Source organism: Metasolibacillus sp. FSL H7-0170 (genome assembly GCF_038593115.1).
In the GTDB taxonomy this organism is placed as follows: domain Bacteria; phylum Bacillota; class Bacilli; order Bacillales_A; family Planococcaceae; genus Metasolibacillus; species Metasolibacillus fluoroglycofenilyticus.
Genome location: NZ_CP151964.1, coordinates 1,421,292 through 1,443,302, shown reverse-complemented (window position 1 = coordinate 1,443,302; position 22,011 = coordinate 1,421,292). Strand labels below are relative to the sequence as shown.

Genomic DNA, 22,011 nt, shown 5'->3' with positions numbered 1-22,011 from the left:
CTCTTTTTCATAAATATATAGTATTTTCAATTATAACAGCATAAACATAGATTATTTGTGAGAGAAAGGGATGAAATTAGCTAGAAAGGCATTGCTTGTGTAGTTTATAATTACTCTATTTTTCTTCTTTTTAATAGGAATTTTTTTGGGTCTTTTTAACCTATTTTTAATATAAGTTTGATATAATCATCTAGTGGGTGAAAAATATGTAAATACAAGGGGGTGAAATAATAGTGGAAGTGTTTGTAGGAAGGCAGCCAATTTTTAATGCGAATAAACAAATTATCGCATACGAATTATTGTATCGTAATAAAAATCTGACTGCATTTCCAATGATTAATGAAGATGTAGCGACAATTAAAGTACTGATTAATTCATTTTTGCATATAGGAGCAGAAAAAATTACTCAAGGGAAACCTGTCTTTATAAATTTCACAGAAAATTTATTGGAAAGCTCCATCGACCAGCTTTTAAAATCATCACAAGTAGTTATTGAAATTTTAGAAAACGTACAGATTACGCCAAAACTCATTCAACGAGTACGTGAGTTAAAAGAAAAAGGTTTTAAAGTAGCTCTCGATGATTTTGTTTTGGATAAGCAAGTGGAAAGCTATAATGAGTTGTTTCAATATATCGATTATATTAAAATCGACTTTTTGGCAACAACGCTTGAAGAGCGCAAAAAAATTGAAAGAAAAGTACAAGAGAAATTTCCACATATTCAACTGCTAGCTGAAAAGGTGGAGGAGTATGATCAATTTAAGACAGCGAAGGCCTCGAATTATCAGTTATTCCAAGGCTATTTTTTTGAAAAGCCGCAAATTGTCAAAGGCAATAGCATCCCACCAAATACGATTCCGTATTTAAACATTTTGCTATTATTAAGTGAGGAAAATCCAAATGTACAATTAATTGCTGAAAACATTGAAAAGGATTTATCACTAGCATATAAATTGCTGCAAATGATTAATAATGCAACTGGGCATGTAAAGGTAAGAATTTATTCTATTAGACAGGCAATTATGATGATTGGTATACCGAATTTAAGAAAATGGATTTATTTCGTCGCAATGGGTGAGCGCCAAATTGATGACGAGGAGGATTTTTTTGAGGAAATTATGCGTGCCTCTTTATTTCGCGCAAAGGTTTGTGAAATATTAGCAAAGCGTAACAGGAAGAAAAATCATCCAGAATATTTTTTAGTCGGCATGTTTTCTTTAATTGATATATTATTAAAGAGCACATTAGAAGAAATTGTCCAAAAGTTACCTTTATCTAATCGTGTTATTGATACAATTCTGGGTCAGCAAACAGAAATGACACCATACTTACAATTTAGCATGGCACTCGACAAATTAGAGTGGGACAAGCTTCAAGCATTAGGAGAAAATATAGGATTAAATATACATGAGATGGATGAGCTATATAGCGAGGCGTTAGCTTGGGCGGAAAAATCATTGTAAAGAAGTTCGAATTTTCAGTTTAATAGAATGAAGCTATGTTAAAAAATATCTCGTCTATTCTAATCCCACTTTTAAAGTATTGCAATGCATTTCCCACAAAACGTAGGCGTAATCAATAAAATAGGTAGGCTCCTTATTAAGTAGATGAAAAATATCCTATTTAATTAGGGGCCTTTTTAAAATGTTAGTTGAAAATTTATGTAGAAATTTACGGTTAACTTTCCCTTAGATAGCCTAGATAATTTATTCTATCCATTGTTATTGTTCAGTAATTGTTTAGAGCTATAGCTTATATTGAATAGTGCGTCTGTTAAAAATTAAATTGGGTTAATTATACAATAGGTTATGTAAAAAGAAGGGGTATTGAATGGATATTTTTGTTGGAAGACAGCCGATTTTTAATGCTAAGAAGGAAGTTATAGCTTATGAATTATTATATAGAAGTAAAAATTTAAACGAATTTCCCAATATAGATTCCGACACAGCAACCGTAAAAGTGTTGGTAAATAGCCTTTTACATATTGGTGCAGAACGAGTGATGAAGGACAAGCCTATCTTTGTAAACTTTACTGAAAATTTATTGTATAGCTCTATTTTTGATTGGCTAGATCCAGCTCAAGTAGTAATAGAAATACTTGAGGATATACCTATTACAAAGATGCTTATTAAAAGAGTGTATGCATTAAAAGAAAAAGGTTTTAAAATTGCGCTAGATGATTTTATTTTAAATGAACAAATAGAAGAATATGATGAGCTCTTTCGACATGTAGATTTTATTAAAATTGACTTTCTATTATCCGACATGGAGGAACGGCTTAAAATTGAAAGAAAAGTAAAAATGAATTTTCCACATATTCAGTTACTTGCAGAAAAGGTTGAAACATATGGAGAGTTTAATAGTGCTTTTACGTTAGGCTATAAATTATTCCAAGGCTATTTTTTCGAGAAGCCACAAATTTTGGCTGGTGTAAGTATTCCCCCTAATACGATTCAATATTTAAATACATTGTTATTGTTAAATGAAGAAGAACCAAATGTTCAGTTAATCGCGGAAAATATTGAGCGTGATTTGTCTTTAACATATAAACTTTTACAAACAATCAATATCGCAACAGGGCAGTTTAAATCGAGAATTCAATCAATAAGACAAGCGATTATGATGATAGGTATACCAAATTTAAGAAAATGGATTTATTTTATAGCGATGAGTGAAATACAAATAGAAAATAGCCAGGATTTTCGTGAAGAAATTATGCGTACATCTCTTTTTCGAGCGAAGGTTTGCGAAATAGTAGCAAAACGTAATAAGAAGCAAAATCCCTCTGAATATTTTTTAGTTGGTATGTTTTCGTTAATTGATACATTGTTAAGAAGAAATTTGGAGGAAATAGTACAAAATCTTCCCCTATCTGATAATGTAGTTCATACACTTTTAGGTCAACAAACAGATATGACGCCGTTTTTACAATTTAGCATTGCGTTAAGTAAGTTAGAGTGGGACCAACTCGAGGGATTTGGAGAAAAATTAGGGGTGAATGTCTATGAGATGGATGAGTTGTATAGCGAGGCATTGATTTGGGCGGAAAAATCAGTGTAAGCAGAAATTATATGGGGTTGTCTGAAAGGTGTGTTCCTCGATTACTCGTCGTAGTATATATTGCGAATGCACTGCTTTTCAGACAACCTCATGCTTTTTTGCTTAGATGATAGTCACTTTAGAAAGAAGAATGTTCTTTATAATTGGTTTATTAATACGTATAGCTTTATTATTTATTTAAACGCTTCATTATAGTTTGTTGCTTGTCGTAATGCCCGTTCCTCAATGGGAATGCGTACAGATAGTATGACGGCATTTAATACGGTAAAAATAAATGCGCTGAAATAGGCTTGGAACATAAAGGGCAATAACAGAATTTCAAGGCTGACGACAAAATAATTAGGATGGCGTATAAAGCGATAAGGTCCTTTTCGTATGACTGGTGCATGTGGCAAAATGAAAATTTTGGTGTTCCAAAATCGACCTAATGAATAGATACACCATACGCGCAAACCTTGTACAACGACAAATAATAGAAGTAATATAGGAAATAAAGGGGATAGTGATGGTTTTTTCAATGTTATTTCTAAAAGTAGGACGATAAAAAAGCTGCTATGCAATGCAAGCATATGTGGGTAATGATTTGTGCCGACTTCATATGCCCCTTGTGCACGTAGCCAACGTTCATTATAACGTGCAATTATAAGCTCAACAAAGCGCTGTAAAATAATAATCAATATAAATAAATAAATCACCCTTATTCACCCCATTTCACTAATACAGCCTCACCACAAAAGCCTGGACCTAGCGCAACAAGCATACCAAATTCGTCAGATTTTTTATTTTCTAACATAAATTGTTCCAGTACATAGAGAACAGTAGGGGAAGACATATTACCGTATTGCTGCAAAATCATGCGGGCAGTTGCCGTTTGTTCAGTTGTTAAAAATAATGCTTGCTCATAAGCTTCAAGCACCTTTTTGCCACCCGGATGTGCGATAAAATAAGCAACATCACGCTCTGTTAAGTATTGTTCCTCTAAAAATTCTGCTATAAATGGACGGAGCCAGCGATTAATTATAGAAGGAATGCTTTTTTGAAAAATAACATGCAAGCCGCTATTTTGTATATCCCAGCCCATTACTTGCTCGGAATGTGGCCATAGTTTCGAGCCGCTATGAACAATATGTGGTACAGCACATTGCAGTGCAATCTCCGCTTCATCCCCACAGACGAGAACCGCAGCAGCTCCGTCAGCAAATAACGATGCACCAATGATATTGCTTTTGCGTATATCCTCAGTTTGGAATGTTAAGCTACATAGCTCTACGCAAACGACGAGCACCTTTGCAGTCGGATAAGCTTTGCAAAAATCAAAGGCTCGACTAATGCCTGCTGCGCCACCAGCACAACCAAGGCCCCACAGCGGAATGCGTCGCAAGCGCTCTGAAAAGGGTAATATATTCATAATGCGTGCATCAATACTCGGTGTTGCTAACCCTGTTGTGCTGACAAAAATAATAGCATCCACGCTGTCAGGAGTGATAGGTGAGGCAAGAAAATCTTCATTTTTTAAACATTGTTGAATGACTTCAACGCTATACTGTGTTGCTAGCTCCACATATAATTGATTGCGCTCTGCAAAGGAGCGTGGCGTGCGATGCCATTCTGGCGATATGCAGAGCTGACGCTTGTCAATTCCGCCGTTGTGAAAAACTTGTAATAATCTTTCTAGTCGTGGCATGTGCTGCTGAAAAAGGTCCGCTGTTAATTGCTTTGCCTCCTGCTGTGTTAGTGTGTATGGCATTTGGTATGTACTAACTGAGCAAATTTTTGGCATAGAAAAACTCCTCTCCAATCGAAGTATGATGTAATGTATGCAAGGAGGAAGGAAGAACATACCTTTCGAACATTGAATAAAGTTTTGAATAATATTATCTTTTACATCACCTAAAAGATAATATTATTCGTCTTAGACGGACTGTGGTAAAATGGATAACATATTGTGTAAAGTGAACCTTCAATCAGTGGAATCTTTCACTGATTGATAATTTCACAAATCGGATTTTTACAAGCTGTTGATTTCCCACTCAAACAATTTAATCTGATTCAACAAGAGATGAATGCAAAAAAAGCATTTCAAATCAAAGGGAGCTCAGTCTAAGAGCGCCGCTATACGTGTGACGACTGAGTGACCAGCATAAGCCCCCGGCAGATGGCGCAGGACGTGACGATTTTAGGTTAACTTCCACTGGTTAGCTCGAAAAAATCTGGACGTATGCCGAGGTGTAACTGATTTTCAATTCTAGTTTTGAAGTGGGGATTCTACAGCCTGTTAATACGGGGTAAACGGAGGCGGCATCTGTGAAGAAGTATTATGGAATAGCGATACTTGCTATTTTATTGGATCAAATAACAAAATGGATGGTTGTTAAAAATATGGAAATAGGTGAGCGGATTGCCCTTTGGGACCCTTGGCTTGGCCTGTTATCACATCGCAATAAAGGAGCGGCATGGGGAATGCTGCAAGGACAAATGTGGTTATTTACTATTGTAACGATTGGTGTCATTATTGCTATTCTTTATTTTTTCTATACCGAGGCAAAGGGCAAGCCGCTATTGCAAGCAAGCTTAATGCTACTGTTTGGTGGGGCTGTAGGGAATTTTATCGATCGTTTATTCAGAGGAGAAGTAGTCGATTTTGTCGATGTACTTATACCGATTATCAATTACGAATTCCCGATTTTTAATGTGGCGGATGCTGCCCTATCAATTGCAGTTGTCATGTTATTAATTGCAATTATTTTAGATGATCAACAACAAAAGAAAAAGGTGAAACAATGACAGTAGTCAAATATACAATTGCAGCTGAGCGGGCAGGTGAGCGCATAGATAAAGCGCTCGCACATATACAAACAGAATGGTCGCGTACACAAATTAGCAATTGGCTAACAGATGGCGTAATAAAAGTAAATGGTGCGGAAGTTAAAGCAAAGTATAAGGTGAGGGAGGGCGATATTATTGAAGTCGATGTTCCGGAGCCTGAGCAATTAGAAGTCGTTGCTGAAAATTTAGCACTAGACATCGTTTATGAGGATGCAGATGTAGTCGTTGTTAACAAGCCAAAAGGGATGGTTGTGCACCCTGCACCGGGGCATATGAGCGGTACACTTGTCAATGGATTAATGCATCATTGCAAAGATTTATCAGGAATTAATGGTGTATTGCGACCTGGTATTGTCCATCGCATCGACAAAGATACATCGGGTTTATTGATGGTGGCTAAAAATGATACGGCGCATGAATCATTAGTAAACCAGCTCGTAGCAAAATCAGTGACACGCAAATATACAGCATTGGTACACGGTCATATCGCGCATGATAAAGGGACAATTGATGCACCAATTGGACGCGATACAAAGGATCGTCAAAAGCAGGCTGTTGTTGATAATGGCAAGCATGCTGTTACCCATTTCCAAGTGATAGAACGCCTAGGGGATTATACTTTAGTGGAATGTCGCTTGGAAACAGGGCGTACGCATCAAATTCGCGTCCATATGCAATATATTGGATTTCCACTAGTAGGTGACCCGAAATATGGACCGAAGAAAACAATTGATTTCAATGGACAAGTGCTACATGCGGGTGTATTAGGCTTTGTCCACCCTGCAACAGGCGGGTATTTAGAATTTTCAGCAGCGCTACCAAAGGATTTTGAACAATTGCTTGCGGAGCTGCGCGAGTAGTTATTGACATCAACTAACGATAGTATTATACTAAGTAACAGTAAAAGCGAATATTGCACCTTTAATGGCAGTCCAGAGAGGCTGAGAAGGGAACTTGTGAAGTGTAGGGGATTTTTGTGCGCAAAATTCTTGCTACACGTTATTTCAACATGGAATTTTCAGCCTCTCAAGCAACTGCTTGAGAGGCTTTTTTGCATAATTTAGAAAGGGGATACGGTATGTCAAATATAAATGTTTTGCTTGATAGCGCCTCGATGAATCGCGCCTTAACACGTATCGCGCATGAAATAATTGAGCGTAACAAAGGAATTGAAGAGTGTATTTTAGTAGGGATTAAAACGCGGGGGGCCTATTTAGCGAGGCGGCTAGCAGAGCGCATTGAAGCTATCGAAGGGCAACCGATTCGCACAGGGGAGCTAGATATTACATTATACCGTGATGACTTGACAGAAAATCAAGAGGAAGCACAAGTACAGCAAGTAGCGATTGATTATCAAGTGAGCGAACAAAAAATCGTCTTAATCGATGATGTGCTATATACAGGACGTACAGTACGTGCCGCGCTCGATGCGGTAATGGATTTGGGTCGACCAGCACAAATTCAACTCGCTGTTTTAGTTGACCGAGGACATCGTGAATTGCCAATTCGTGCGGACTATGTAGGGAAAAACATTCCGACATCTGGACAAGAGCGCATCGTCGTTAGCTTAGTTGAAGTAGACGGATTAGACCAAGTAAGCATTCATAAAAATAATGAGTAGTAAAATTAGGAGGAACAATATGTCAAAGCCACTGTTAGATATTCGTGAAAGACCATCAACTATTCAATTAATAACATTAAGTTTCCAGCATATGTTCGCAATGTTTGGTGCGACAATTTTAGTGCCAAAGCTAGTAGGGCTAAGCCCTGCAATTGCCCTCTTAACGAGCGGGATTGCAACAATTGTATTTTTATTAATTACTCAATTTAAAGTACCTGCATACTTAGGTTCCTCCTTCGCCTTTATTGCGCCGATTTTGGTTGCCTCAGGCGGGCTAGAGAATGGCCAAAATATGAACCCTGGAAACGCGATGATTGGGGCGATGCTAGTCGGTGTTACATATGGAATTGTTGCATTAATTATATGGAAAACAGGCTATAAATGGTTAATGAATATTTTACCGCCAATCGTTGTCGCACCTGTTATTATGGTCATCGGTTTGGCACTAGCAGGAACAGCCGTCGATATGGCGATGAACATAACGGTAGAAACGCTCGATGAGGCAACAGGAGAAACGGTGCTAGCAAGCGTTTATAGCTTTAAGCATTTCACAGTGGCATTAGTCACATTATTTGCAGCGATTATTTTCACGGTCTATTTCAAAAACATTTTAAGTGCAATGCCGATTTTACTCGGCATAGTTATCGGCTATATCTATGCGGTACTTATCGGAATTGTTGATTTCACAGCAGTGAAAGAAGCGAGCTGGCTCGCAATGCCAGACTTTTTAATACCAGGCGTGCATTATGAATTTGCTATTACGTCAACAATCTTTTGGGCGATGGTTCCAATTGTCATCGTCACATTATCAGAGCATATCGGACACCAGCTCGTATTAGGGAAGGTTGTTAATCGCAATTATATTAAGGACCCGGGCTTGCATCGTTCGATTTTAGGGGATGGGCTTGGCACATTTTTAAGTGCTTTAATCGGTGGTCCGCCAAAAACAACATATGGTGAAAATATTGGTGTACTAGCCATCACGCGTGTTTATTCGGTTTATGTCATTCTAGGCGCAGCCGTACTTGCGATTATCTTCTCCTTCATTGGGAAAGCAATGGCATTAATTCAAACGATTCCAACAGCAGTGCTCGGTGGTATTTCCATTTTGCTATTCGGGATTATCGCTTCAAGCGGTCTACGTATGCTTGTAGAAAATAATATTGACTTCGGCAACAATCGTAATTTAGTTATTTCATCCGTTATTTTAGTCATCGGTATAGGTGGTGCAGCCTTCCACTTCACAAGCGCATTTAAAGTAGAAGGAATGGCGCTCGCAGCAATTGTCGGTGTCTTATTAAACTTATTATTACCTGGTCGCGAAAAAGAGGTTAACAGCCTCGAGGAAAAGTAATGGGACAATAAAAGCCTATTGAAGCGAATATTTTCGAGAATTTTAGACTTCAAGAAGCGTTGTAATGAGAATTTAGCACATTGTAAATGGAGGCAGTCAAATGAAAAATTTATTATCCATGGAGCATTTAACAAATGAAGAAATTTTACACATTTTAGAGCGAGCGAAAGCTTTTGAAAATGGGGAGCCGTCAAAGTTATTGCGCTCCTACAATGTCGCTAATTTATTTTTTGAGCCTAGCACGAGAACGAAAACAAGCTTTGAAATGGCTGAGCGCCGCATAGGCTGTACAGTCATTCCATTCGATGCCGAATTTTCAAGTGCACTAAAGGGTGAAACGATGTACGATACGGTAAAGACACTTGAAATGATTGGACTAGATGCAGTCATCATTCGTGCAAAGGAAGATGAATATTACAATGAGCTTTTAGAGGGAATTAATTGCGCTGTAATCAATGCAGGGGATGGAGCAGGGCAGCATCCATCGCAAAGTTTGCTTGATTTATACACGATTCAAAAAGAGTTTGGCACATTTGAAAACTTAAATATTACGATTGTGGGGGATATATCTCATAGTCGTGTGGCAAAGTCGAATGCAGCTGCATTGACAAGGCTAGGTGCGAATGTACGCTTTCTATGTCCGGCAGAATGGGCGGGTCACTTTGAAGCACATCATTCATGGGATGATTTGATTCAAGATAGTGATGTCATTATGCTACTACGCATTCAGCATGAGCGTCATTCAGTAAGTAAGAGCTTTTCTAAAGAAAGCTATCATGAGCAATATGGTTTAACGGTAGCGCGTGAGGCACAAATGAAGAAGGGGGCCATTATTATGCATCCTGCCCCAGTAAATCGCGATGTTGAAATTGCCGACCAACTTGTAGAATGTGAGCGTTCACGTATTTTCCAGCAAGTGCGAAACGGCGTCTATGCACGTATGGCTATTTTAGAAACAATTCTGAAGGAGAGAGAATAACATGACAACTTTTATCCATAACGTAAAAATGGTGAATGAAGCAAGTGAGCTAGTAACGACAAGCATTACAATTGAAGAAGGTAAAATTACAGCAATTGGTGGCGAACAACCAGCCTCCGCACAAGTCATTGATGGTCAAGGTAATTTAGTAGCACCGGGCTTTGTCGATGTTCATACACATTTACGTGAACCGGGCTTTGAGCATAAAGAAACGATTGCTACTGGTACAGCATCAGCAGCAAAAGGTGGCTTCACAACAATTTGTGCCATGCCAAATACGAAGCCAGTACCAGATTCAGTTGAAAATATGCAATTAATTCAAGGCTTGATTAAAGAAAGTGCAGTTATTCGCGTATTGCCTTATGGCTCGCTAACGAAAGATATCTCCGGTGAAGTGCGTACAAACATGGAAGAACTTAAAGCTCATGGTGCAGTAGCCTTTTCAGATGATGGTGTAGGTATTCAGCTAGCAGCAACGATGTATGAGCAAATGAAGGAAGCAGCTCGCCTTGATGCAATCGTTGTCGCACACTGTGAAGATAACTCTTTAATTTACGAAGGTGTGATGCATGAGGGCAAACGTAATAAAGAGCTTGGCTTACCGGGTATTCCTTCGATTTGTGAATCGGTGCAAATTGCACGTGACGTCTTATTAGCGGAAGCAGCAGGCGCACGCTACCATGTTTGTCATGTCTCAACGAAGGAGTCTGTACGTGCAGTACGTGATGCAAAGGCAGCAGGCATTCGTGTAACGGCTGAGGTATGCCCACATCATTTATTGCTAGAGGAAATGGACATTCCTTCAGATGATGCGAATTGGAAAATGAATCCACCACTACGTGCAGCAGATGATAAAGATTCTTTACATGCAGCATTATTAGATGGCACGATTGATTGCATCGCAACAGACCATGCGCCACATACAGTAGAGGAAAAGTGCTGCGGTATGGTAGGCGCACCATTCGGCATCGTAGGCTTTGAAACAGCCTTCCCATTGTTATATACAAGCTTTGTTGAAACAGGGAAATGGACATTAAAGCAATTAATTGACTGGATGACAGTGAAGCCTTCTCAAATTTTTGATTTGCCATATGGCACATTAACAGTAGGTGCATCGGCGGATTTAACAATTATTGATTTAACGAAAGAGCAAACAGTCGATGCAGAAGGATTTGTAACAAAAGGTCGTAATACACCATTTAATGGTTGGGTCGCTAAGGGCTGGCCAATATTAACGATGGTTGAAGGCAAAATCGCATACGAGGAGGCACAATAATAATGAAAAAGCGCTCATTAATTTTAGAAGACGGTACAGTATTCAACGGTATCGCATTTGGTAGTGATAGAGCTTCACAAGGGGAGGTCGTATTTACAACAGGTATGACTGGCTATCAGGAAACATTATCAGACCCATCCTTTTATGGACAAATCGTAACGTTAACATATCCTTTAATCGGGAATTACGGTATTAACCGTGATGATTTTGAAGGAATTACGCCAACAATTCGTGGCTTTGTAGTGCGTGAGCTAGAGGAATATCCATCAAACTTTCGCTGTGACATGACATTAAATGATTATTTGAAAAGCCAAGATATCCCGGGAATTGAGGGCATCGATACACGTAAACTGACGCGCATTATTCGCTCAAAAGGTGTAGTACGCGCCATTTTAACTGCTACGGATGAGGAAGTGAATGTAGAAGAAATCGTCGCACATTTACAAGCGACGCCACTTATTACACACCATGTAAGAGAGGTATCACCTAAAGCAGCTTATCCATCACCAGGGCGTGGCAAGCGCGTTGTTGTCATGAATTTCGGCATGAAGCACGGTATTTTGCGAGAGCTGAATAAACGTGATTGTGATGTACTTGTCGTACCTTACAATACATCAGCAGAGCAAATTTTAGCGTGGCATCCAGATGGCATTATGCTATCAAACGGTCCGGGCAATCCGGCAGATGTAACAGAGGGTATCGAAACAATTAAAAATTTAATTGGGAAAGTGCCGATGTTCGGTATTTGCTTAGGTCACCAGCTCTTTGCATTAGCAAGCGGCGCAACAAGCTTTAAATTACCATTCGGACATCGCGGGGCTAATCACCCAGTGAAAGATTTGCGCACAGGACGTACTGAATTAACATCTCAAAACCATGGCTATGCAGTGGATGCAGAGTCATTAGCAAATACTGATTTAGAAATTACACATATTGCATTAAATGATGGAACAGTTGAAGGATTACGTCATAAAACATACCCAATCTTTACTGTGCAATATCACCCTGAAGCATCACCAGGCCCGGAAGATTCAAATCACTTATTCGACGAATTCATTGACATGATGGAAGCAGAAAAGGAGAAAAAACATGCCTAAACGTACAGATATAAATTCAATTTTAGTTATCGGATCAGGTCCAATCGTTATCGGTCAAGCAGCAGAGTTTGACTATGCTGGTACACAAGCTTGTTTATCATTAAAAGAAGAGGGCTACCGCGTCATTTTAATTAACTCAAATCCTGCGACAATTATGACGGATACAGAAATTGCAGATAAAGTGTACATCGAGCCGATTTCATTAGAATTTGTTTCACGTATTTTACGTAAAGAACGCCCAGATGCTCTTTTACCAACATTAGGTGGACAAACAGGCTTAAACATGGCGATTGAATTACATGAATCGGGCATTTTAGATGAGCTGGGCATTGAAATTTTAGGAACGAAGCTTGATGCGATTCATAAAGCAGAGGACCGTGATTTATTCCGTAATTTAATGTATGAATTAGGTGCACCTGTACCAGAGTCAGATATTATCCACAATTTAGAAGAGGCAAAACGCTTTGTTGAAAAAATTGGCTTCCCAGTTATTGTACGCCCTGCCTTCACTTTAGGCGGTACAGGTGGTGGTATTTGTCATAACGACCAAGAGCTAGAAGAAATTGTAACGTCAGGTTTAAAATATTCACCAGTAACACAATGCTTACTTGAAAAATCAATTGCGGGCTTTAAAGAGATTGAATATGAAGTAATGCGTGATGCTGCTGATAATGCAATCGTTGTATGTAGCATGGAAAACTTTGACCCTGTAGGGATTCATACAGGTGATTCAATCGTAGTTGCACCAGTCCAAACATTATCTGACCGTGAATATCAAATGCTGCGTAATATTTCTTTAGATATTATTCGGGCATTGAAAATTGAAGGTGGTTGTAATGTCCAATTGGCACTAGACCCAAATAGCTTCCAATACTATGTAATTGAAGTTAACCCACGTGTTTCGCGTTCATCTGCACTAGCATCGAAGGCAACAGGCTATCCTATTGCAAAGCTAGCAGCAAAAATCGCAGTCGGCTTAACTTTAGATGAAATTAAAAACCCTGTTACAGGCTCAACATTTGCATGCTTTGAGCCGTCAATTGACTATATCGTAGCAAAAATTCCACGCTGGCCATTTGATAAATTCGAATCAGCAAAGCGTAATTTAGGTACGCAAATGAAGGCAACTGGTGAGGTAATGGCACTTGGTCGCACATTTGAAGAAGCGTTATTAAAGGCTGTTCGCTCACTTGAAACAGGTCATGTTCATATTGAAATGAAGCATCCTGAAGAACTGACAGATACGTGGATAGAAAAGCGTATCCGCAAAGCAGGAGATGAGCGTTTATTCTTTATCGGTGAGGCGTTACGCCGTGGTGTAACAATCGAGCAAATTCATGAATGGTCAGCAATCGACTTATGGTTCCTGAAAAAATTAGAAAAAATTGTTGCAATGGAAAGCACATTAGCTACTAATAAAAATAATCAGGACGTATTGCGTTCAGCAAAACGCTTAGGCTTCGCGGATAAAAAGATTGCAGAGCTTTGGGAAACAACGCCAGAAGCTGTTTATGACTTCCGTAAAGAGCATGGCATTATCCCTGTTTACAAAATGGTTGATACTTGTGCAGCGGAATTTGAATCACAAACACCGTATTTCTACGGCACATACGAAGAAGAAAATGAATCCGTACGCACGGATAAGCCGTCTGTTGTTGTATTAGGTTCAGGTCCAATTCGCATCGGTCAAGGTGTAGAGTTCGACTATGCAACAGTACACTCTGTATGGGCGATTCAAGAGGCAGGCTATGAGGCGATTATTATTAACTCAAATCCTGAAACTGTATCAACAGACTTCTCAATTTCAGATAAGCTATATTTCGAGCCATTAACGATTGAGGATGTTATGCACATTATCGACTTAGAACAACCAATCGGCGTTGTTGTGCAATTCGGTGGGCAAACAGCGATTAATTTAGCGGACAAACTAGAAGCAAACGGTGTGAAAATTTTAGGTACGTCATTGGAAGATATCGACCGCGCGGAAAACCGTGATAAATTTGAACATGCCTTAAAAGAATTGAATATTCCGCAGCCCCTTGGCGATACAGCTACTTCAGCAGAAGGTGCAATGGCAATTGCTGAAAAGCTTGGCTTCCCAGTATTAGTACGTCCGTCGTATGTACTTGGCGGTCGCGCAATGGAAATCGTTTATAACATGGAAGAATTAGCTCATTATATGGAGCATGCAGTTGAGGCTTCTCCAGACCATCCGGTGCTCGTTGACCGCTATTTAACGGGGCAGGAAATTGAAGTTGATGCGATTTGCGACGGTGAAAATGTATTGATTCCGGGCATTATGGAGCATATTGAGCGCGCAGGCGTACACTCTGGTGACTCGATTTCTGTATACCCACCACAAAAGCTAACAGATGCGCAAAAGGAAACGCTCGTTGATTATACGACACGTCTAGCAAGGGGCCTAGGAATCGTTGGTTTAATGAATATTCAATATGTTATGAGCGAAGGAGAAATTTATGTAATCGAAGTAAATCCTCGTTCATCGCGTACAGTACCATTTTTAAGTAAAATTACGAACATCCCAATGGCAAATATCGCAACAAAAGCTATTTTAGGACAAGCAATTCCAGCGCAAGGCTATCCAACTGGTTTAGCTCCTGAGCAATCAGGCGTATTTGTTAAAGTGCCAGTATTTTCATTCGCGAAGCTGCGTCGCGTAGACATTACATTAGGCCCTGAAATGAAATCAACAGGCGAAGTAATGGGCAAAGACGCTACATTAGAAAAGGCACTTTACAAAGGTTTAGTAGCTGCTGGAACTGAGATTAAAACATACGGTACAGTATTATTCACTGTGTCTGATAAAGATAAGGAAGAAGCGATTGCTATCGCAAAACGCTTCTCAAAGGTCGGTTACCGCATTATGGCAACAGAAGGTACAGCAAGAAGCTTCGAAGCCGCTGGTATACGCACAGATGTTGTTGAAAAAATCGGTGCAAAAGGCAAAACACTAATCGATGTGATTCAAAATGGTGAGGCACAGTTAGTTATCAACACATTAACAAAAGGTAAACAGCCTGCACGCGATGGCTTCCGCATTCGTCGTGAATCTGTAGAAAATGGTGTGCCATGTTTAACATCGCTAGATACAGCGGAGGCGATGCTGCGCGTTATTGAATCAATGACATTTACAGCAGAAGAAATGCCAAAAGCGGAGGTTAAGTAATCATGATTCGAAGTGAGCGTATGACAGTCGTTCGCCAAGTAAAAATCGCTCATAATATTTTTGAGCTTGTACTACAAGGAGAGCTTGTCCAGGATATGAGTCCTGGGCAGTTCGTTCATGTCAAAGTATCGGATACACTTGAGCCGCTATTGCGTCGACCAATTAGTATTGCTGATGTCAACAAGGAAAATCAACAATTTACAATGATTTATCGCGCGGAAGGTCGAGGAACAACTGTGCTATCATTAGCAGTTGCCGGTCAAGAAATTGACGTGCTCGGTCCACTTGGTCATGGTTTTCCTGTTGAAGCAGCTCCTGTTGGTGGAACAGCGCTTTTAGTAGGTGGGGGAATTGGTGTACCACCACTCCATGAGTTGTCAAAGCAGCTTAATGCGCGTGGTGTACGCACAATTCACGTTCTTGGCTTCCAATCCGATAACGTGACATTTTATGAGCAACAGTTTAACAAGCTAGGCGACACATATTATGTAACGGTAGATGGAACAAAAGGGACGAAAGGTTTTGTCACGACATTGTTAGACGACTTAAAGCCAGAATTTGATGTGTTTTATTGCTGTGGTCCATTGCCGATGTTAAAAGCAATGGAAAATACTTATCCACATAAAGAGGGCTATTTATCATTTGAGGAGCGCATGGGCTGCGGTATCGGCGCTTGCTTCGCCTGCGTTTGCCAAACGACAGAGCAGGTGGAGAAAGATTATGTAAAGGTGTGCTCAGATGGGCCGGTATTCCCGAAAGGAGTTGTCCAATTATGAGCCGTATCAATTTAGAGTTACCCGGATTATCGTTAAAAAACCCGATTATGCCAGCATCTGGCTGCTTTGGCTTCGGACGTGAATATGCGCAGCTTTATGATTTATCAAAGCTAGGCGCTATAATGATTAAGGCTACAACGCTAGAAACTCGCGCGGGCAATCCAACACCACGTGTAGCCGAAACAGCAGCGGGCATGTTAAACGCAATCGGGCTACAAAACCCTGGTCTTGAAAAAGTAATGAACGAAGAATTGAAGTTTTTAGAAGGCTATGATGTGCCAATTATCGCCAATGTAGCAGGCACAGAGGTGGCTGACTATGTAGAGGTGGCACGCCAAATTTCGACCGCGGCAAATGTTAAAGCACTAGAGCTCAATATTTCTTGTCCGAATGTTAAATGTGGCGGTATTCAGTTTGGAACAGACCCTGCAACAGCACAGGAATTAACCGCGGCGGTGAAGGCTGTATCAAGCGTTCCGGTTTATGTAAAGCTATCACCGAATGTTACGAGTGTTGTAGATATCGCAAAGGCAGTAGAAGCGGGCGGTGCAGACGGTATTACGATGATTAATACATTAGTCGGCATGCGTCTACACGAAAAAACAGGAAAGCCTGTAATCGCTAATGGAACAGGGGGGCTATCTGGCCCCGCGGTAAAGCCTGTTGCGATTCGCATGGTTTACGAAGTATATAAGGCAGTTACTATTCCAATTATCGGTATGGGTGGCGTTACGAACGTACAGGACGTTATTGATTTTATGTCGGCAGGTGCTTCAGCGGTAGCGGTTGGTACAGCAAACTTCGTCGACCATTTCGTTTGTCCAAATATTATCGAGGCATTGCCAGCAAAGCTAGATGAGCTAGGTGTAGGTCATATTTCAGAAGTTATCGGAAGGAGTCACCGTTAATGAACAACAAACCGATTATTGCGCTTGACTTTCCAAGCGAGAAAGAAGTGTTTCACTTTTTACAGCAATTTAATGAGCCATTGTTCGTAAAAGTCGGCATGGAGCTTTATATGCAGGAAGGTCCAAGCATTGTGAATAAAATAAAAGAGCAGGGGCACGCAATCTTTTTAGATTTAAAACTCCATGATATTCCGAACACAGTGCGATCTGCAATGAAAGGTTTAGCACGCTTAGGTATTGATTTAATCAATGTCCATGCAGCAGGTGGCAAACCGATGATGGAGGGCGCTTTAGAAGGTCTAGAGGCAGGAACAGCGGCAGGTAACAAGCGCCCAATATTAATCGCTGTCACACAATTAACATCGACAACAGAAGAGCAAATGCAAGCGGAGCAAAAAATCGCATTATCCTTGCAGGAATCTGTTTTGCATTATGCAAAATTAACGAAAGAGGCAGGTTTAAACGGTGTCGTCTGCTCTGTGCACGAGGCAAAGGCAATTGCTGAAGTATGTGGAGAAGATTTTTTACGTGTAACACCGGGTATTCGCATGTTAGGCGGAGATGCACATGACCAAAAACGTATCGCTACGCCAGATGGCGCAAAACGTGACGGCTCAACGCATATCGTTGTTGGACGTGCGATTACAGGTGCAGCAAATCCAGTACAGGCATACAAAGAAGTTTGTCAATTATGGGAGGCAAAATAACATGGCATTACAAAAAGAAATCGCTCATGCAATGTTGCAAGTAGGAGCAGTAGAATTAAATCCAACAAATTTATTCACATGGGCATCAGGCATTAAATCACCAATTTACTGTGATACACGCCTAACAATTTCAGACCCAGCCATCCGCAAGCAAATTGCAAACGGCTTAGCAGCAAATATTAAAGAATTTTTCCCAGAGACAGAAGTTGTAGCAGGCACAGCAACAGCCGGCATCCCTCACGCTGCATGGGTAGCGGATATTTTACAATTACCAATGGTCTACGTGCGCTCGAAAGCAAAGGAACACGGCCGCGGCAACCAAATCGAAGGTAAATACGCAGCTGGACAAAAAGTAGTCGTAGTAGAAGACATCGTCTCAACAGGTGGCTCATCTATCACAGCAGTAGAAGCTTTACGCGCAGCAGGCTGTGAAGTCGTAGGCGTTGTATGTGTCTACACATACAACCTACCAAAAGCAGAAAAAGCCTTCGATGAAATCGGCGTACACTATGTATCACTAACAAACTTCGATTACTTAGTAGAAGCAGCCTCGGAATCAGGCACAATCTCAGAAGAACAGATACCATTTTTAAAGGAGTGGCATGTAAAACTTAAAGCCGGAGAGCTTTAAGTTTTACATGCGACGAGGATGGCAGAGCCACCGCAGGAGCACAATGAATAGGAGATTCAGCAAGAGTTGAATCTCCATTACTTAAAGCCGGAGAGCTTTAAGTTTTACATGCGACGAGGATGGCAGAGCCACCGCAGGAGCACAATGAATAGAAAGCTTGGCAGATAGCTGAACTTTCTTTAAAGATGTAAGAGGCTGGGACAAAAAGAAAAAATGTTAGACCGTAATCTAATGGGTCTAACATTTTTTTGATTTAAGACGGAATATTTAACTCCATAAAGCGGATAAATTTTTATCTATTTTCATCATTTTTCAAAATAATAAAGTTATGCCCCAACCTCTCTTTTTTTAGCTTTAAAAATAGAAAACGTGGAATAAACCTCTAAAAACATGGAATAAAAGCTAAAAAACGTGGAATAAAAATTGCGCAATAGTCTAAACGTGGAGTAAACACGTAAAAAACATATGCTTCTGCGGTTACTCGTCGCAAAAATTATGTGCTCCTGCGGTTACTCGTCGCAAAAATTATTGCTGAAAAAAGTTAAATTACTGCTTTCACAATGTAGCGAGAGTGTGTAATGGGCAAACCCTTTTCTGTGGCATGTTGTTCAAAAATCGTTTTGATTTCATCTAAGTTTTGTTGTTTTAAAATCTTGTAAATAGACGGATGTTGGCCAAAGCAGCGTAGCTTTAATAGGTCATCTGGGGATTGTATGTATTCGAAGCTATCAATTGTTTCAATCGATTTGTTTGAAAATTTGCTACTAGCCAGCCTAGCTTTAATTGTATCTAAAATAGGAGTACCTGTTGTCGGTGCAAAAAGATTAGGAAATAAAAGGGGGAGCTCCTTACCTGTTTTATCTCCGGGGTGCAATCCGAAAATTGTACCTCCCTGTTTCACAATTTTTTTAAGAGAGGGGTAACCAGATGTCGGGCCTTTTCTTATGTAGGCACAATCAAATTCATTCTCTTGAAAGGGCAGCCCATTTTTCGTGTTGCCTGTAATGAAAGAGACATTTCCTTTAGTATGAAGGAGGCCTGTTTGAATAAAGCGATTTGTTACATCGAAGCCAACGATATCTTTTGCTAATACACTGCATTTTAGTGTAAACTCGCCGTGACCACAGCCGATATCTAATACTTTTTTACCTATAATATTTTGAACAACCATTTCATCAAAAATCATTTCTCCGTTTGGCTCTGTGAAAGAGGAGCGCCACACATATTCGTAACGATGTTGCAGATTGCTTAGCTGCTCATACCAAGGAATAGAATGCGGTGCTAACCAATTAGGAAAAGATGTTGGATTAAGTAGTGTCATAAGTCGTTGCTCCTTCGTTTTGTAAATGATGTTTACTTACACTAAAAAATGTATGGCATCGTTCACCATACATTTTCTAAATATCACTAATTGCCATAACGAGTACCCCTCTGTTAGAAATCATTGTCGCCAAAATGGTCGAACGTGTCCTCACAACGTTCCTCGTGTAAGTAAGAATCATTATTTTCGCAAGAATCCTCATATGTGTAAGGATACTTACTTTGTACTTGGTCTAAATAGGATTGATATGGCATATGTAGCACCTCCGAATAGAATATTTTCTCATTATACAATATTCAGAATATTTTTGAAATAGAAAAGTGAAAAAAGTTTGCTAAAATACTTCGCCATAAGGAATGTTCGAAAAAGTTAAGTTTTCCCAAAGTAGTGAAAAATTTATTTTATTTTAAATTCAACAGAAAATCATAAAACTCTTGTGTTTTTAATGAGCGACGATTTTATTGAAACATCAGCACCCAACAAGCTAGCAACTGCACAGCTTGTTGGATGCCACCTAACTATTATTTTTTCTTCAGGCGTAGTACCAATTCCTCATCTGGTGTTACGTACAATGTTTTTTGCTCAAAATAAATGACGAAGCCGGGCTTTGCGCCATTTGGCTTTTTGACTTGACGGATTTCTGTGTAGTCAACTGGTACGGATGAAGATTCTCGTGCTTTACTGAAATAGGCGCTGAGCACTGCGGCTTCATGTAATGTCGTTTCGTCAGGTGTTTCGCTATGAATAACAACGTGCGAGCCTGGGATATCTTTTGTGTGTAGCCAAATATCATTTTTCTTTGCGAACTTAAATGTTAAAAAATCATTTTGTTTATTATTTTTACCGACGGAAATAGTTATACCTGTTGAAGATAAAAAGGCTTCAGGCATAGGCTTTGTCGGCTTTTTCTTTTTTTTCGAGGCACGCAGACGTAAAAAGCCTTGCTCAGCTAGTTCCTCGCGAATTTCCTCGATATCGCTCGGTGCAGCTTGTGCCACCTGCTGTGCGAGCATTTCGAAATAGTCGATATCCGCATGCGTTTTTTCTAGCTGCTCCTCAATCATAACAAGTGCATTTTTCGCTTTATTATAGCGCTGATAATAATGCTGGGCATTGTCAATTGGCGTTTTGCGCGGGTTAATGGCAATTGTCACTGATTCACCAGTATAGTAATTTTCAACAGTTACATTTTCTTGCCCTTTTTCAAATTGATAAATATTAGCCATTAACAGCTCGCCGTAAAGCTGTAATTGGTCTAGCTTAGAGGCTTGCTCGTAATCCTTTTCAAGCTTTTTCGTTTTCAGCTTGAGCTTATCTACCTCATTGCTAAGCCAGCGCTCTAAATCACCAGCTTGTTGTTTGACACGGTCACGCTCTGCACGTGCAAAAAAGACACGGTCCAAAAGTGCGCCTAGCGTTGGGTATGTAGCAGTTTGCCCAGTTAAATGCGTTAATGAGCATGGCGAAAAAACAGCTTTGCCATCCTTATCAATATAAGTAGGGCTCATGGCATTCGTCAATTCCTGTAAAAATAGCTGAAATGCTGCGACTCCATGTGCTAAACGTGCTAATAATTCCTCCGCATGTAGCGGTGAGAAGCCAGCAAAATGTGCGACTACTTCCTTAGCGCTTTTGGGCTCTGCAAAAAAGTCCTTTATCTCTTCCTCTGTAACTGTATATGGATTTACCTTATGCTGCGCAGGTGGTGCGATATAAGGCTGCCCCGGTAAAACAGTACGGTAGCTATTTAAGGAAGGCGGTAAATGCTTTAAGCTATCGAGAATTTTATCATTTACCGCATCAACTAATAGACAGTTGCTATGTCTGCCCATAATTTCGATAATAAGCTTGCGCATAATTTTGTCGCCAACCTCATTTTTGCTCTCCACGACCATATGCAATATGCGCTCTGTGCCATCCTGCGTAATGGCATGAATAAAGCCCCCTTCCAAATGCTTGCGCAGCAGCATGCAAAACATTGGCGGCTCGGGTGGGTTATCAATCGTCTGCTCTGTTAAATGTATGCGTGCGTAGGAAGGATGAATTGAAATAATTAGTTTATGATTTGTGCCGTTTGCCCGAATATGAAGCATTACTTCCATGGCATTTGGCTGGTGAATTTTTGTAATACGTCCTGATACTAATTGTTGAAGCTCCTGCGCAATTGCGCGTGTAAATAATCCATCAAAAGCCATATTCATTCCTCTTTCGTTCAATACTTGATTCACTTAATCATAGCATTTTTTACCGATAATACTCTAGTTGAAT

General features: G+C 40.0%; 19 protein-coding genes. 14 read left to right on the top strand and 5 right to left on the bottom strand.

Annotation, left to right across the window (positions count from 1 at the left end; translation table 11 throughout):
- Window positions 1-233 precede the first annotated feature (233 nt).
- Entirely contained in the window at window positions 234-1,463 is a 1,230-nt protein-coding gene (locus MHH70_RS06875; RefSeq protein ID WP_066169821.1) for an HDOD domain-containing protein, read from the top strand.
- Window positions 1,464-1,830: 367 nt separating this feature from the next.
- On the top strand, window positions 1,831-3,060 hold the full coding sequence (locus tag MHH70_RS06870) for an HDOD domain-containing protein (protein ID WP_342472891.1): 1,230 nt from the start codon (window positions 1,831-1,833) through the stop codon (window positions 3,058-3,060).
- Between the two features lie 173 nt (window positions 3,061-3,233).
- On the opposite strand, the gene MHH70_RS06865 is transcribed toward MHH70_RS06870, so the two are convergent.
- Together MHH70_RS06865 and MHH70_RS06860 are read right to left on the bottom strand one after the other, a co-directional pair.
- Entirely contained in the window at window positions 3,234-3,755 is a 522-nt protein-coding gene (locus tag MHH70_RS06865; RefSeq protein ID WP_342472890.1) for an isoprenylcysteine carboxylmethyltransferase family protein, read from the bottom strand.
- Window positions 3,756-3,757: 2 nt separating this feature from the next.
- On the bottom strand, window positions 3,758-4,840 hold the full coding sequence (locus MHH70_RS06860; RefSeq protein WP_342472889.1) for a 3-oxoacyl-[acyl-carrier-protein] synthase III C-terminal domain-containing protein: 1,083 nt from the start codon (window positions 4,838-4,840) through the stop codon (window positions 3,758-3,760).
- Between the two features lie 524 nt (window positions 4,841-5,364).
- On the opposite strand from MHH70_RS06860, the gene lspA reads away from it, so the two are divergent.
- The 12 genes from lspA (at window position 5,365) to pyrE (ending at window position 18,422) form a co-directional block, all read left to right on the top strand.
- Window positions 5,365-5,844, top strand: a complete 480-nt coding sequence (gene lspA / locus MHH70_RS06855) for a signal peptidase II (RefSeq protein ID WP_066169831.1) — start codon at window positions 5,365-5,367, stop codon at window positions 5,842-5,844.
- Window positions 5,841-6,746 carry an RluA family pseudouridine synthase gene (locus MHH70_RS06850; RefSeq protein ID WP_342472888.1) on the top strand — a complete coding sequence of 302 codons (906 nt, stop codon included), beginning with the start codon at window positions 5,841-5,843 and terminating at the stop codon, window positions 6,744-6,746. Before lspA ends, MHH70_RS06850 begins: the two co-directional genes overlap by 4 nt.
- Before the next feature lie 218 nt (window positions 6,747-6,964).
- Window positions 6,965-7,507 carry a bifunctional pyr operon transcriptional regulator/uracil phosphoribosyltransferase PyrR gene (pyrR, locus tag MHH70_RS06845; protein ID WP_066169837.1) on the top strand — a complete coding sequence of 181 codons (543 nt, stop codon included), beginning with the start codon at window positions 6,965-6,967 and terminating at the stop codon, window positions 7,505-7,507.
- A gap of 19 nt (window positions 7,508-7,526) precedes the next feature.
- Complete coding sequence (locus MHH70_RS06840; protein ID WP_107942252.1) at window positions 7,527-8,861, top strand: solute carrier family 23 protein; 1,335 nt, start codon at window positions 7,527-7,529, stop codon at window positions 8,859-8,861.
- A gap of 100 nt (window positions 8,862-8,961) precedes the next feature.
- A complete protein-coding gene (locus MHH70_RS06835) occupies window positions 8,962-9,840 on the top strand; it encodes an aspartate carbamoyltransferase catalytic subunit (RefSeq protein ID WP_107942253.1) in 879 nt (292 codons plus the stop codon).
- A gap of 1 nt (window position 9,841) precedes the next feature.
- Window positions 9,842-11,116, top strand: coding sequence for a dihydroorotase (locus tag MHH70_RS06830; protein WP_066169844.1), 1,275 nt, complete (start codon window positions 9,842-9,844; stop codon window positions 11,114-11,116).
- A gap of 2 nt (window positions 11,117-11,118) precedes the next feature.
- A complete protein-coding gene (locus MHH70_RS06825) occupies window positions 11,119-12,213 on the top strand; it encodes a carbamoyl phosphate synthase small subunit (protein WP_342472887.1) in 1,095 nt (364 codons plus the stop codon).
- Window positions 12,206-15,400: a carbamoyl-phosphate synthase large subunit gene (carB, locus tag MHH70_RS06820; RefSeq protein ID WP_342472886.1), complete on the top strand. Its 3,195-nt coding sequence runs from the start codon at window positions 12,206-12,208 to the stop codon at window positions 15,398-15,400. Before MHH70_RS06825 ends, carB begins: the two co-directional genes overlap by 8 nt.
- Before the next feature lie 2 nt (window positions 15,401-15,402).
- Entirely contained in the window at window positions 15,403-16,176 is a 774-nt protein-coding gene (locus MHH70_RS06815; protein WP_066169853.1) for a dihydroorotate dehydrogenase electron transfer subunit, read from the top strand.
- The gene (locus MHH70_RS06810) at window positions 16,173-17,084 is read left to right on the top strand and encodes a dihydroorotate dehydrogenase (RefSeq protein WP_066169855.1); all 912 of its coding nucleotides are present in this window, start codon (window positions 16,173-16,175) and stop codon (window positions 17,082-17,084) included. The genes MHH70_RS06815 and MHH70_RS06810 overlap by 4 nt, the downstream gene beginning before the upstream one ends.
- The gene (gene pyrF, locus MHH70_RS06805; RefSeq protein WP_342472885.1) at window positions 17,084-17,791 is read left to right on the top strand and encodes an orotidine-5'-phosphate decarboxylase; all 708 of its coding nucleotides are present in this window, start codon (window positions 17,084-17,086) and stop codon (window positions 17,789-17,791) included. The genes MHH70_RS06810 and pyrF overlap by 1 nt, the downstream gene beginning before the upstream one ends.
- A gap of 1 nt (window position 17,792) precedes the next feature.
- Entirely contained in the window at window positions 17,793-18,422 is a 630-nt protein-coding gene (gene pyrE, locus MHH70_RS06800) for an orotate phosphoribosyltransferase (protein ID WP_066169862.1), read from the top strand.
- Window positions 18,423-18,963: 541 nt separating this feature from the next.
- Here pyrE and MHH70_RS06795 read toward each other — a convergent pair.
- The 3 genes from MHH70_RS06795 to MHH70_RS06785 all read right to left on the bottom strand — a co-directional run bounded on the left by MHH70_RS06795 (window position 18,964) and on the right by MHH70_RS06785 (window position 21,938).
- Window positions 18,964-19,743 carry a methyltransferase domain-containing protein gene (locus MHH70_RS06795; RefSeq protein ID WP_107942260.1) on the bottom strand — a complete coding sequence of 260 codons (780 nt, stop codon included), beginning with the start codon at window positions 19,741-19,743 and terminating at the stop codon, window positions 18,964-18,966.
- Window positions 19,744-19,856: 113 nt separating this feature from the next.
- Complete coding sequence (locus tag MHH70_RS06790; protein ID WP_161956376.1) at window positions 19,857-19,997, bottom strand: hypothetical protein; 141 nt, start codon at window positions 19,995-19,997, stop codon at window positions 19,857-19,859.
- A 267-nt stretch (window positions 19,998-20,264) separates the two neighbouring features.
- Window positions 20,265-21,938, bottom strand: a complete 1,674-nt coding sequence (locus MHH70_RS06785; protein WP_342472882.1) for an NFACT RNA binding domain-containing protein — start codon at window positions 21,936-21,938, stop codon at window positions 20,265-20,267.
- Between the last annotated feature and the right edge of the window lie 73 nt (window positions 21,939-22,011).

Coding starts and splice junctions, on each gene's coding strand:
- MHH70_RS06870 (WP_342472891.1), top strand. CDS start 1,831: ATGGATATTTTTGTTGGAAGACAGCCGATTTTTAATGCTAAGAAGGAA.
- MHH70_RS06860 (WP_342472889.1), bottom strand. CDS start 4,840: ATGCCAAAAATTTGCTCAGTTAGTACATACCAAATGCCATACACACTA.
- MHH70_RS06850 (WP_342472888.1), top strand. CDS start 5,841: ATGACAGTAGTCAAATATACAATTGCAGCTGAGCGGGCAGGTGAGCGC.
- pyrR (WP_066169837.1), top strand. CDS start 6,965: ATGTCAAATATAAATGTTTTGCTTGATAGCGCCTCGATGAATCGCGCC.
- MHH70_RS06840 (WP_107942252.1), top strand. CDS start 7,527: ATGTCAAAGCCACTGTTAGATATTCGTGAAAGACCATCAACTATTCAA.
- MHH70_RS06835 (WP_107942253.1), top strand. CDS start 8,962: ATGAAAAATTTATTATCCATGGAGCATTTAACAAATGAAGAAATTTTA.
- MHH70_RS06830 (WP_066169844.1), top strand. CDS start 9,842: ATGACAACTTTTATCCATAACGTAAAAATGGTGAATGAAGCAAGTGAG.
- MHH70_RS06825 (WP_342472887.1), top strand. CDS start 11,119: ATGAAAAAGCGCTCATTAATTTTAGAAGACGGTACAGTATTCAACGGT.
- carB (WP_342472886.1), top strand. CDS start 12,206: ATGCCTAAACGTACAGATATAAATTCAATTTTAGTTATCGGATCAGGT.
- MHH70_RS06815 (WP_066169853.1), top strand. CDS start 15,403: ATGATTCGAAGTGAGCGTATGACAGTCGTTCGCCAAGTAAAAATCGCT.
- MHH70_RS06810 (WP_066169855.1), top strand. CDS start 16,173: ATGAGCCGTATCAATTTAGAGTTACCCGGATTATCGTTAAAAAACCCG.
- pyrF (WP_342472885.1), top strand. CDS start 17,084: ATGAACAACAAACCGATTATTGCGCTTGACTTTCCAAGCGAGAAAGAA.
- pyrE (WP_066169862.1), top strand. CDS start 17,793: ATGGCATTACAAAAAGAAATCGCTCATGCAATGTTGCAAGTAGGAGCA.
- MHH70_RS06795 (WP_107942260.1), bottom strand. CDS start 19,743: ATGACACTACTTAATCCAACATCTTTTCCTAATTGGTTAGCACCGCAT.
- MHH70_RS06790 (WP_161956376.1), bottom strand. CDS start 19,997: ATGCCATATCAATCCTATTTAGACCAAGTACAAAGTAAGTATCCTTAC.
- MHH70_RS06785 (WP_342472882.1), bottom strand. CDS start 21,938: ATGGCTTTTGATGGATTATTTACACGCGCAATTGCGCAGGAGCTTCAA.